The organism is Streptomyces sp. NPDC000983 (genome assembly GCF_040299205.1).
In the GTDB taxonomy this organism is placed as follows: domain Bacteria; phylum Actinomycetota; class Actinomycetes; order Streptomycetales; family Streptomycetaceae; genus Streptomyces.
In genome coordinates, this window is record NZ_JBEPBM010000043.1 from 39,205 (window position 1) to 51,344 (window position 12,140).

Below are 12,140 nucleotides of genomic sequence, written 5' to 3' on the forward strand. Positions count from 1 at the left end.
GGTTCGGGGAATCCGGCGCGGGTGGGGGCGGTACGGCCGCCCGCGCCGGTCCGGCGGTCAGGGGTGGGAGACCGCGATCGGCGCGATCAGAACTCGCCCTCGGGGAAGTCCTCCGAGAATTCCTCCGGGAACTCCTCGTCGGGCAGCGGGCTCATCTCGAACTCGGCGTCATCCATCACCGGCCCGCCGAGGAAGCCCGACATGAGTTCGTCCATGTCGAGCGTCTTCGCGCCGGCGGGAGCGGTGGGCTTGGTGCCGTCGACCATCCGCAGGGTCAGGCCGAGCTTCTTGACCTTGGCGTTCTCGGCCAGCTTGGCAAGGTCGAGGTCCACCTGGGCCAGTTCGCCGTTCTTGAGCGTGAAGTCGGCCGTCACCTTGGCGTTCGGGGCGTCCTTGAAGTCCTTCTCCGTCGGGATCGGCGCGCCCATCGGCAGGTCCTTGAGCAGGGGCTCGATCTCGCCGAACAGCTCGGTGAGCAGCGTGCGGAAGGGCGCCGTGGCGGTGACGTGCTCGGTGCCGTCCCCGCTGTCGGCGGTCTTGAACTCCACCTCACGGGAGACGACCTTGCGCAGGGCCTTCATCAGCTTCTTCTGCGCCTTGGCGTCGAGGGACGGCTCAGGAGCCGGCGCGGCCCCCTGCTCCTCCTCGGCCGCCTCTTCCATCTCCTTGACGTTGAACTTCACCCACTTGCCCTCGATGACGTCCTTGAACGCCCCGGCCTCCGGGGGCAGTTCGTCGGCGTCCGGCAGGGGGGCGCCCATCGCCTCGCCCATGACGTCCATGTCGGCGCGGATGTAGGCGTAGTCGCCGATCAGCCGGTACTCGACAAGGTCGCCGTCGGGGGTGCTGACCTTCATGGCCATGCCGACGAGGTCCTTCTCGCCGGACTTCTCCAGCGGCTTCTTGGACTGCACCGTCATGGTGATCTTCGCGCCGCTGAACATCTCGGCGACCTCGTCGGGCATCTCGTCCCCGGGCGCGGGGTCGGACGCGTCGTCCAGCGCCTTCAGCGACGCGACGTCGGTGTCCAGGTCGAGCTCGAAGGAGAGCGTGTTCTTCTCACCGAGCTTCTCGAAGGCCCGGTCGAGCTTCTGGCCGGCGGACAACTGCTCCACCGTCCCGCAGGCGGCGCCTCCCGCGAGAACGGCACCGACGACGGCCGTGGCGGTCAGGGTCTTGCGTACAGCGTTGATGATGGTCTCCTCGTAGCTCCGATCACGACGTGATCGATAAGGAGACCCACAAGCCACTCACAAGGTTGCCCTGGGGTTCCCACGAACCGGCACCCACCGCTTCGGCGAGCCCTCGCCCGGACCCTCGGACGCCCAGCCGCTACGGCGCGGAGGCGAAGGCGACGTCGGTGAGGTCTCGTTCCAGAGTGACCCCCTGGAAACCGTAGGTGCGGATCGAGGGGACCTTCAGGAGCAGGCAGAAACGGTCGGTGGAGGCGACCGTGTCCGCTATCCGGCGGTAGGAGTGACGGAGGAAGTACGCGGCCGCGTGGTTGGTAACCGCGCTCTGCCCGCAGATGAGGAGGACGGGACGGGAGCCGCCCGGAGCGGTGAACTTGGCGAGCAGAGCGTATGCCGTGTTCTCACGATCCCACCGGTAGCGCTCGCCGTCCGCCTCGATGGCGAGGGGGTGGTCCTGGTGCGTATAGGGGTGGAACATGACGCCCGGCAGGCTGTGGGCGAGATGGCCCGCGCTCCGCACGTTCGAACCGAGTGGACCGCCGAGGCAGAACTCCGGCTTGTCCCCGTTGCCGCCGCGGAAGTCGTCACTGCGGACGATCTCGACCTCGCAGTGCAGGCTGTGGCTGAGGACGGCCGCCTCGATCATCGCCTGTACGTCGTGGTGATGGGTCGTGCCCGGAGCGCCGTACTTGTTGTTCATCACAATCAGGCAGGTGTCGCCGGGGCGGGCCCCGACCACGCGCATCCGCATCCGCAGATCCCGGCTGTGTCTGCCGCGCTGCCACAGCCACACCGCCAGGCCGCTGAGGCAACTGGCCAGCAGTCCCAACACGAGATCACCGATCGCCCCCGCCAGCATGCCGCTCCCCCAAAGACCCCGCTGTGACTGCCTCGTCCTTACCCAAGCACGTCGTCAGCCACCCCTGCGTCCACCGGAGCCGCTGCGGCCGGACGGCACCACTGCCAGGACGGTACCCCTCACGACGGCGCCATGGTGGCGACCGTATCGCGGTCGCGCATTCGGCCGAGCAGGGAGGCGGCAGCGGCGTGCCAGGTGTGTGCCCCGGCCAGTTGCTCACGCAGCCGCGCCGCCCGGCCGAACGCCTCCTCACGGTCGTCGAGAACCCGTTCCACAGCGCGGCTCCAACGCTCCACGTCCTGCTCGTCGTCCCGGGTCTCCACGACGTGGTGCGCCGCCTCCCGCTCCCCCAGTGTCTCGCGCAGCAGCAGGGCGAGTCCGCTGGCACCGCTGACTAGGACCGGGGTGCCGGCGGTAATCGCCTCCGCGGCCGACAGACCAAACCCCTCACTGCGGGAGGGAAGCAGCACCAGACTGGCGGCCAGCAGGTCGCCGGTCAGGACCCGGCTCTCCATGCGGTACGGCTTGATGCTCACGTTCAGGCTGCCGTTGGCCGCCTGTTCCTCGATGCGCCGGCGCAGTGCGGTGGCAGACTGACCGGCCGCCAAGCCCCGGATGACGAAGTCGAGTTTGCCGTCGTGCCCCGTCCGCCCCGCGAACCGACCGAGTGCCTGCGCGGCCAGGTCGAGGCCCTTGAGCCGGACGTCCTCGGCACGGCCGAAGACCAGGACCTCCGGATCGCCCGCGGGCACGGTCCGCCGCTCCGGTGCGGTGACACCAAAGCTCGTCTCCGCGTACGAGTCGAAGCCGGGGTTGAGACGGTGCAGAGTGGTGCTGAACGGCTCCGATCCCGGAAAGTACCGGGCGAACTTGCTGTGCAGATAAGGGCCTACGACCGCGACGTGGTCAGCCGATTCGGCCAAGGCCAGTTCCACTTCGGTCCGTTCGTCCGCCCGCTGCACGGGGTCGTCCTCCCGGTCCTCCTTCAGGTGTTCCAGGGCGTACGGCAGCATGTGGATGATGTGCACCAACTGGGCTTCTGGGTAATGCTGTTCGCGGAGCAGCTGGGCGGCAGGGCCGGAGATCCGACCGTGCCCGAGGATCACGTCGGGCACCACGGTCAGCTCGTTCGGCCTGCGCAACAGGGACAACTCACCCGTCCACACCGGCGGTTCCTGTGCCTCGACGAGGTTCACCTTGTGCCGTCCCGCGTCTCTCTCCTCCTCCCGGTCGAACTTGGGCACCAGGCAGTGCACCTCCGCTCCGGCGGCGGCGAGGGCCTGGCACAGGCGGCGGTTGAAGGTGCTCAGGCCCCCGCGTCGTGGCGCCCACTCGGTGGCGACCGCCAGGATGCGCGGCGGGCGGGGAGGCTCCGGGGTCCCGGGCCGGGGTTCCACGGCGGACGGGGGTTCGGGATTCCGGCGTCGAATCGGGCCCGGCAGCCAGTCGGGATGTGCCGGGATCACCAGGAGATGGCCGGGGTCGGGCGGCATCAGATCCAGGAGCCGCTCCGGAGCGGTCGCACGGTCGAACACGATCAGCCTGCGCGGCACGTCGTCGAGCAGGGAGAAGAGTTCCTCGATCGACTCGTCCGAGGCGGAAACGGAGGCGGAGGCGGAAGCGTCGTCCGCGACCCGACCGAGCACGACGGCCAGTTCGGCGTACGAGGCCCTGACCCGCTCGGCGTCGCCGGCGTCCACCCACCACACGAGGTCGTACTGGCTGCGGAAGCGGGCCACGTACTCGCGGGCGATGTCGTCCGGGCCGACGCCGTCCGGGCCGCGTCCGGGCGGCAGACACGCGAACGACCCGGTGTTCAGCTGCAGTCTGAGCTGTTCCAGCAGCGACTCCCGGTCCGGTGCGCCGGACGATTCGACCGGCACGTTCGAGACATCCGGTCGTGACGCGGCGCCGGGCAGCCGAGGGGCTGTCGCGGTGGCCGTGTGGTGAGTCGAGGGCGGCCGGTGGTGCGGGGGCGTGCGCCCGTTGCCGGTGATCGGACCGTGGCCCTCGGCAATCAGGGCGGCGAGACGGAGTTTCGCGTCCCTGACGGCGGAGACCAGCCGGTCGGCGGCCTCGGCCTCCGGCTGTCCTGAGATCTTCAGCCGATTGAGCGCGAGCAGCTCGGGCGGCAGCGTGACCGCGGACAGCGGCTCGACCTCCACCGGCAGCAGCCGGCCGGGCGTTGCCGGCTGCGCGAGCACACTGCTCCACTCCGCCCTCGCCCACGGCGAGGCGAGGTAGTCGGGTGAGAGCAGCAGGATCAGTACCTCACTGCGGTACGCGTAGCCGAGCCGCTCGTCGAGGCGCTCGCCCATGCGCCAGTCCCACAGGTCCAGTACGACCCGATGCCCGTACTCCTCAAGCGTCCAGGCGGCCCACTCGGCCCACGCCCGGTCCGGCCCGGCGTAACTGATGAACACCTGCCCCTCAGCGGGGTCCCGGGCCGTGCCAACCGTCATCTTCGCTGCTCCTCACCGAGTTCACGAGCCCAGTCACCGAGCGCCGGATCGACGTCCGTGACGAGCGTACGGCCTCCCCCTCTCAGGAGGGTCACCCGCCCTTGCTGGGCAAGATCGGCGAGGAAACGGTCGGCGACCAGAACGTGGGTGCCTGCGACGTCCGCCAGTTCGACCGCGTCCCGCCCCTGAGAGCGGGCGTCCGGCGAGACTCGGCGACGCGCCAGGGCCAGGACCAGTCGGCGCTCTGCGCCCTCAAGGTCGGGCACACCGCGGGGTGCCGCCAACCGGTAACCGGCCGGGGTGAGTTCGCACCATGCCACCCGCTCGCCCACCCGCCCGGACCGTACCAGCCCGTTCCTCTCCAGGCCGGCCAGTGTGCGGACCGTCGCCGCAAGGTCCGGCTCTGCCTCCCGCAGGGCGGCGCCGACCTCGGCCCAGGGCAGCGGGCCGAGCGTACCCTCGCGCAGCGCGACGGTCAGAACACACTGAAGGAACCCGGCCTCGGCGTCCGCGGGCCCCGGGAAGGCGGGCCGGCGCGACAGGTGCCGTGCGGATGGGGCGGCGGAGCCGGGTACGGACACACACGGCGGGGGTTGCCGGGCGGCGGACCGCGGGGTGACGACAGGGCGCTGGTCGACGCCGTACAGCAGGTCGGCGATCCCTCGGGCGGCGACGGCGGCGCCCTCGGGGTTGCGGGGGCAGGTGAGCGCCCTGAGGTGGCGCAGCGCGGGAGGAGGCGGCACTCCATCGAGCAGCACGGGGATCAGCGTGCGCCGGTCTTGTATACGCCGGTGTGTCGTAGCCTCCAACTGCTCGCGCAGCCATGGCTTTTCGTGCCACGACGAGGAGAGGACCAGGGCGAAGCAGTCCGCCTGGTCCATGCCGTCGGTGAACACCGGGCCGATCAGGCTGTCGCCGATCCGGATCTCCCAGAACTCCACCCATGCCCTGACTCCCAGTTCGGCCAGCTCAAGAGCGAGGGGTTCCACGAAGGCGTCCCGGTCGTCCGCGACATGGCCGACGAAGACCTGCGGCGCCGGCTCCGAGTCCGGCTCCGTGGTCACAGGGGTGCCTCTCTCAGCGTCTTCTCCAGTTCCTTCACCACGCCGTCCAGATGGGCCCGTTCGCTCTCGGCCAGGTCCGTGGTCGCCGGGTCGGGGCGCTGGGCCCGGATACCCGTGCGGACCTTCTCCAGCGCCTTCAGCCAGGGTTTCTCCAACTGTGCGGCAATGCGCTCGGTCGCCTTGCCGGCTGCCTCGCGCCGCTCGGCACGGCGCTTCTCGGCCGCTTCCGCCCGTTTGCCGCGGATGAGGGCACGGATCTCCGACAGGGCGATGACCAGGGCCTGTTCCCCCAGCAGGCTCGCGCCATCACCGCCGGACTCCGCTCCACCGCCTTCGCCCGCCGCGCCATCACCGGAAGCGGTGGGATCCCCGGCGGTGGGATCCCCGGCGGAATCGCCGCCCACCGTCCGCGATTCCACCGCGCCGGAGTCGGACAGCCGGTCGGTGACGTCCCACTCACCGGGCACCCCGGACGCGTCGGGCGCGGGAAAGGCCGTGTAGCTGTATGCGTAGGGATCGGGCACGGCGGAGACCTGCCCGGCGGTCACCGGGTCCGCCCCCTGACCGGCCCCGGTGTCCGTCCTTCCGTTCTGCTGTCCCACGACCTCACCGACCTGCTCGTGGCGGCGCCTGCGCAGTTCGTGTGTGACGACGTGGGAGACGGGCCCGAGGCCCAGGACCACGGCGGCCGTGACGTCCGCCGAGCCGTCGGACCTGGCGGGAGCCGAACCGTCCGCGGAGGCGAGGACCGCGCGGATGTCACTGAGGTAGGCCCGAAACGCCCGCATGCCCGGAGCGCTTCGTACGGTCACCGTCTCCGCCCGCCCCTGGAGAGCGAGCTTGTTGACCTCGCCCGCCCAGCGCGCCTGCCAGCCCTCCACCGCGGCGGCGAGACGCTTGCGGGCGGTGTCCTCGGCCGACTCGGCGGAGGCGGACGAGTCGGCGGCGCGCAGCAACTCCTCCCTTACCGCGGCCCGCAGTTCGACCCGGCCCGTCTCGCGCACGGCGTCGAGCCGGTTCTCCAACAGGGCGAAGCGGGTGTCCACCCGGCGGGCGCCGTCCCGGGTGGCCTCGGCCTCCCCCAGCGAGATCCGTGCCGCGTCCAGCGCCCGGACGGCGTGCCGGCTCCAGAACCGCACCCGGGCCGCGGCCCGCAGCTCCGCCCTGCGTGCGGGCAGAGTCCGCAGGGCCGCCCGCAGGGCATCGATGCCGTCGTGCTCCCCGTGGGAAATGAAGAGGCCGGGGCGCAGGTCCTCCGGCTTGATGCGGGCGTTGAGGGTGTAGTAGTCGGCGACCACTACGTGCAGGTCGGGTACGGGCCGTCGGCCCATGTGGACGGCGAGCTGATTCCTGAACCGCTCACGGATGAGGGCCACCTCCTCGACGTACTCCTCGTCGCCCACGTCCTTTCCCCACCGGTCGGCCTTGCAGACCACCGGCACCAGGGCGCCGACGGGATACGGCCGGGGACGGTCCGGGTCGTCGGCCTCGCCGGCCACCAACGGCAAGAGGTCCTCGGCCGCGTCGCCGAACAGCCCCCGGTGGAGGACAAGCAGGAGCGCGTCCGCCTCCAGCAGGGCGGTCCCGGCCCGTTCCGTGTGCAGCGCGTCACCCGCCTGTACGCCGGGGGTGTCGACATAGCGCAGTCCGGCGGAGCGCACCGCGCCGGCCTCGAAGGTCTCCTTGCCGCCGCTCACGGTCGCCCACGCGGGGACGCGGGTGCCGTCCTCGACGAGCAGGCGGCGCAGCAGGGTGGTCTTGCCCGCGTTCTGCGGGCCGTAGAGCACCACGGCCACGTCCGGATCAGCCTCCCGGGCGGCCCACGCCCCCTCCAGGACCGCGGCCGCCCTGTCGCCCAACGCCTTGCGGACGGCGGCCATGGCGCGGTCCGCCCAGTCGGCGGGGGTGCCCCCGGTGCTGTCGGCCGAGTTCATCGCCGTCCGCCTTTCCCTCGTCCGTCTCCGGTGTGCCGATGCCCCGTGCCGTCGTTCCCACCGCCCACGACGGAGTCACCCAGCCGCATGCGTGCTCCTTCGATGGCCCTGGTGTACCGATCGGCGCGTTCGTGGGTCGCCGCGAGTTTCTCAAGCAACTCCCCCTGTTTTGTCGTCAGTTCGACGGCGAGGGCCTCAAGTCGACCGCACACGTCCTCCACCGCGCCGCAGCCGCCGCGTATCCCCTTCGCCCATGCCTCGGCAGACGCGCGCATGGTCTTCAGGAGGTAGACGCGGGACGCCTCCCGCTTCTCCTCGCGGCCGGCCTCCGCGTTGAGGGCGCTGATCATGCTGACGGCGTTGGCGATCTTCAGGAACACGCCCACGTTGCTCACCCCCTCCAGGAGGTCGTCGAGCTGCCCGGCGTCGAGCGCCACGTCGAAGTGGGCGGCCAGCGCGACCAGATCGTCGGGCTTCAGCTCGGCGCCCGGAGTGACGATCGAGTTCGCGCCCGCCAGGATGTCGCCGGTCCAGACCCGCAGCGACTCCCGGGACAGGAACGAGAGATCGGCGCGGGTGGCGGTCTCCGGGAAGGCGGCGGCATAGGCCGGGGAGGCGGCCCTTCGCTCCATCGCGTCCGCCACCGAGGCCAGCCAGGCCTGCGCCTCCCGCTCGGAGTCCGAGCGGTGCCTCTTCCAGTCACCTGCGAACTCCTTGTCCTCGGCCCAGGATTCCAGGCGTCGGCCGCGGGCCTTGCGGACCGGCGCGTCCACGCCCGCCTCCAGCGTCTCGTGCACGAGCCGTGTGGTGAAGGCGACGGCCATGCGCTCGGCCCCATTGATCATCGAGGTGACCAGACCCCGTCCGGTCCGGGCGCCCGTCGCCGCCTCATCGGCGAGCCTGCCCGTCTGGGTGATCCTGCGATCGAGGTCCTCGGCGTGTTCGAGGGCCTGGGAGCGCAGTACACCCAGCCGGGCGGCCCCGCCGTGCAGCAGGGTGACGTCCACGGCGTTCGCTTCCAGGGCGAGGCGCAACCGCCGTACAGACGCGGTGAAGTCCTGGAAGCCGTCCCAGGCACGGAAGTCGTCGTAGTGACGGCGGTGCGCGGCGCGCAGACCGTACGGTGCGGCCGCCATCGACACCACGCGCTCACGGTGCGAGGGCGGACCGACCGGGGAGGGGGCCATCCGTTCCAGCGCGGAGGCAAGTTCCCGCTCCGCGTGGCCGATGTGGGCACGCAGATCATCCGCGTCCCCGGCAACAGCGAGCCGGTCGATCTTGTTGATCACCCACAGGGTCCGGCCCTGTTTGTCGAAGACTCCCGACTCCGGGACGCCGCGCAGCAGGTGCAGGAGGTCGCTTTGTTCTCCGACCAGCATGAGAGGGGAGAACAGGTGTATGACGGCGGCGGCGTCGGCGAGGGCCAGGCGGGCAGCCTCGGAATGGCCTTCTCGCCCGCTCTGGAATCCGGGCGTGTCGACGAGAATCAGGTCCTCCCAGTCGTACGACACAGCACGCCAGGTTTCGGGGCCGGCGGCGCTGGTCAGCGAATCCGGAACGGACCGGCCCGACTCCACCAGCAGGCGGTGGATGAACGCCGACTTGCCGGTGCTGAGATTCCCGGCGACCGCGATCCGGGGCCTCGGGTCGGCGGCCAGCGCGTCCAGTTCGGCCAGCAGGCCGGCCGCGTGGGGGTCACCGGCGAGGTGGCCGTGCAGCGTGCCGAGCCACTCCTTTCCGGTTCCCGGCGTTGGGCCCTGCGGGCCACGCCGGAACAGTTCGCGCATCCGGTCCAGGACGTTGGGGCTGAAGCGTGGGGTGCGCCGTTGGCGCCGCCTCCCGGTGGCGTCGTCCTCGGCGGAGAGGTTGCGCGGGTCGTCGCACCAGTCGGCACCGAGCCAGAGCCGGTCGGCCTCGGCGGGATGGGTGATGCCGACGGCGGCCTCGGCACGCCCCATGGCCTCCGTCAGAAGTTCGGCGGCGTCGCGCCCCGTCGGCAGCTCATCCACCGTGTCGGCCAGCCACACCGTGTCCCGGGCCGCGGCATCGGCGATACGTCGCAGGGCCACGGCCTGCTGGACGAGTGGCCCCGCCTTGAGCAGTGCGGCATGCCGCACGATGGCCGCACAGTGTGCCGCGACCCGGTCCCGTAGCGCCTCCACCTCCCGGTGCACGGCGTCGCGGACCTCTTCCCGGTGGTCCACCCGGGAGTCGTCCCGTCGCTGCTGTCCGCGCCGCAGGCCGAACCGGGCGGCGAGCCGGCCGGCTCCGGCGACGACAGCGAGTCCGGCTGCGGCGGCCCAGCCCACCGGGTTCGACAGAAACACCACAGCGGCGACGGAGAGTCCGGCCGACAGCAGGCCCGCTCCCGCGCTGGCATAGCCGGCACCTCGACCGAACGCGCGGTAACCGGCTCCGGCGTTGCCGCGCACGTCCTTGCCCAGGCCGCCCACCCCGGCGTCCACCTCGGCGAGGCCGGCCTTGAGGTCGTCGACGACCAGGTTGACACGGCCCTCCAGGTGGGAGGTGAAGGATCCAACCGCCTTCTCGATGACCGCCGTCAGTTCGGCCGGCTTGAAGACGGCCGCGTCGAACTCCTCCCCGGACAGCGCCTTCCGTTCCCGGAACGCCTTCTCCACCAGGTCCTCGGCACGGGCCTGCAGGGTGCCGCGCAGCTTGCCGAAGCCGGCGGCAAGCAGGTGGTCCAGGTGAGCGGGGGCCTCCGCGCGTGCCGGCACGGCGAACGGTCCGCCCCGCAGCCGCTGAAGCTCGCGCAGGGCGCCGACCATGGCTGCGTAGGCGTCCGTGTCCTCGTCGGCGGTGGACGCGGGAGGGTCCTCCGGGAACCCCAGGACGCCCAGCAGCTCTTCGAGAGCAGCCTCGATCGTCCGGGCACCTTCCAGGGCAGGCCCGGCCAGCGCCCTGTCGAGGTCACCGGCGAGCCCGTTGAGCGCGCCCGCCGTCTGCGTGAGCAGACCCCCGTACCGCAGCTGCGCCGCGTCGCTGCCGACGGCCTCGGTGAGGAGTGCCTCCAGGACAGGCAAATTGGACCACTCCAGCAGCGTCGCGCGGTCGGCCCGGCCCCGTATCTTCCGTACCGCGTTGCCGTCCTTGCCCCGATACGGCTCGGCGGCCCTGGCGGCGACCGCCCGCTGAGAGTTCAGCGCGACCACGGGTACGTGCAGCAGCCCACAGGTCACAAGCCATTCCCGGATGTGCGTGGCATGCTCCGCGACGGTCGTGGACAGGTGAACCCGGACCTCGCGCTCGGCCACCTCATCCGGAGCACGCCAAATCGGCACCTTGCAGTTCAACACCACCACCGCGGGTTTGCCGTACGCCAGGACCCACTGGGCGACCTTCGCGAACTCGCCCTCCAACTGACTGTCGTCGTCGAAGCACAGCAGCACGACGTCGGCCACCAGGACGGCCTTACGGGCCGCCTCCTCCAGATACCGGTTGTCGCCGTCACGCCCCCACCCGTTGGTGCCCGGTGTGTCGTACAACCGCAGCCCCGCCCACCGGACCTCCTCGACCTGCGTCGTGTGGTCGGGGCGGCCCGGGGAGATCCGCGCCCCGTCGCCTCCGGTGAGTGCCTCGACCAGCGAGCTCTTGCCGGCACCGGTACGGCCGAACAGAACGACGTTGAAGGTGTCCAGCGCCCGCAACCGGTCACCCGTCAGCTCCCTGACCAGTTCGACGGCCCGGCCGCGCAGCCGACGGTCCTCCGCGCACAGGGCACGTTGCTCCTTCGTCAGGGCCGTACCGTCGGAGACCGGCGTGGTCCGCCCCAGCCTCTGTTCCACCTCCCGCAACCGGGCCGCCAGTTCCCGTGCCAACGGAGCGCTCTCCGTCACCGCTCGCGCGGCGGCCGCCCTCAGTCTCGACTCGTCCATGTCCGTCCGGCCCCCGTCCGACCATCCGATACAAGCAGCCTTTTCGTGCCCAATTGCACTGAAAGGCAACCCTGTTGATGGTCAAGTGGTATTCGGGCCCACCGCGGGGACCTTGAGGCGTACAGGGGGTTTCCCCGCCTCCGCCCTCCGGGCACCACACCGCGAGGTGTCATCCGCCGTGCGGTCGCGGCGGGGACCACCACCCCGACCGGTAGGGGCCCAGCAGTTGACGGCCGACAACCGTGAAGGGCTTCTCGGGACCCAGGTCGCGTTCCCGCCGCGCGTACGCAGATCGCTGGCCTGATGTCCGGGCGGACCATCGAGACGGCGCAACGGCCGGCCGCACTCGGACGTACGACGACAGGTACGGCACGCGGCACACCGGCCACCGCCGCATGGGACCAAGACATGCCCGCGGCCCTGGCCGAACCCGGCGTGCGCCTCGAGGAAGAGAACGTCCTCGACGCGCTCTTGGCCGACCTCGTGCGCTGAGGGCGCAGCGCAGGCGGACGCGGACACCCACCGGGGCCGCTTCAAACAGCCCGCAGCACAACCGTCCTGGTCGAGGTGAAACGAATCCGACACCCTTGCCCTGAGCGACGTTTGCCGGTGTGCGCCGCTTCCTGCGGCGCACGATCGTGTGGGCGGGCGGCGACAACCGACAATCGCAAAGGCGGCCCCCCAAGCCCCGGGGGGCCCGCCCCCCCCGGAGCCCCCCCGCCCCCAGAACAG

Annotated in this window: 7 protein-coding genes; 1 reads left to right on the forward strand and 6 read right to left on the reverse strand. The window is 71.3% G+C overall.

The genetic code is table 11. The features are described 5' to 3' along the window. Window positions 1–86 precede the first annotated feature (86 nt). The 6 genes from ABT296_RS32765 to ABT296_RS32790 form a co-directional block, all read right to left on the reverse strand. Window positions 87–1,115, reverse strand: coding sequence for a hypothetical protein (locus ABT296_RS32765; RefSeq protein WP_502977386.1), 1,029 nt, complete (start codon window positions 1,113–1,115; stop codon window positions 87–89). Window positions 1,116–1,332: 217 nt separating this feature from the next. Beyond that, window positions 1,333–2,052 carry a hypothetical protein gene (locus ABT296_RS32770; protein ID WP_351932756.1) on the reverse strand — a complete coding sequence of 240 codons (720 nt, stop codon included), beginning with the start codon at window positions 2,050–2,052 and terminating at the stop codon, window positions 1,333–1,335. A gap of 119 nt (window positions 2,053–2,171) precedes the next feature. After that, complete coding sequence (locus ABT296_RS32775; RefSeq protein ID WP_351932758.1) at window positions 2,172–4,514, reverse strand: TIR domain-containing protein; 2,343 nt, start codon at window positions 4,512–4,514, stop codon at window positions 2,172–2,174. Continuing rightward, on the reverse strand, window positions 4,511–5,578 hold the full coding sequence (locus ABT296_RS32780) for a toll/interleukin-1 receptor domain-containing protein (protein ID WP_351932760.1): 1,068 nt from the start codon (window positions 5,576–5,578) through the stop codon (window positions 4,511–4,513). The genes ABT296_RS32775 and ABT296_RS32780 overlap by 4 nt, the downstream gene beginning before the upstream one ends. Then, complete coding sequence (locus ABT296_RS32785) at window positions 5,575–7,512, reverse strand: GTPase (protein ID WP_351932762.1); 1,938 nt, start codon at window positions 7,510–7,512, stop codon at window positions 5,575–5,577. The genes ABT296_RS32780 and ABT296_RS32785 overlap by 4 nt, the downstream gene beginning before the upstream one ends. After that, the gene (locus ABT296_RS32790) at window positions 7,509–11,408 is read right to left on the reverse strand and encodes a GTPase (RefSeq protein ID WP_351932764.1); all 3,900 of its coding nucleotides are present in this window, start codon (window positions 11,406–11,408) and stop codon (window positions 7,509–7,511) included. The genes ABT296_RS32785 and ABT296_RS32790 overlap by 4 nt, the downstream gene beginning before the upstream one ends. Window positions 11,409–11,711: 303 nt before the next feature. Here ABT296_RS32790 and ABT296_RS32795 point away from each other — a divergent pair, with 303 nt between their 5' ends. Further along, a complete protein-coding gene (locus ABT296_RS32795) occupies window positions 11,712–11,900 on the forward strand; it encodes a DUF2399 domain-containing protein (RefSeq protein WP_351932766.1) in 189 nt (62 codons plus the stop codon). Window positions 11,901–12,140: the final 240 nt, after the last annotated feature.

Excerpts from the sequence above, each read along its gene's own strand:
- ABT296_RS32770 (WP_351932756.1), bottom strand. The coding sequence starts at position 2,052 with ATGCTGGCGGGGGCGATCGGTGATCTCGTGTTGGGACTGCTGGCCAGT.
- ABT296_RS32775 (WP_351932758.1), bottom strand. The coding sequence starts at position 4,514 with ATGACGGTTGGCACGGCCCGGGACCCCGCTGAGGGGCAGGTGTTCATC.
- ABT296_RS32785 (WP_351932762.1), bottom strand. The coding sequence starts at position 7,512 with ATGAACTCGGCCGACAGCACCGGGGGCACCCCCGCCGACTGGGCGGAC.
- ABT296_RS32790 (WP_351932764.1), bottom strand. The coding sequence starts at position 11,408 with ATGGACGAGTCGAGACTGAGGGCGGCCGCCGCGCGAGCGGTGACGGAG.
- ABT296_RS32795 (WP_351932766.1), top strand. The coding sequence starts at position 11,712 with ATGTCCGGGCGGACCATCGAGACGGCGCAACGGCCGGCCGCACTCGGA.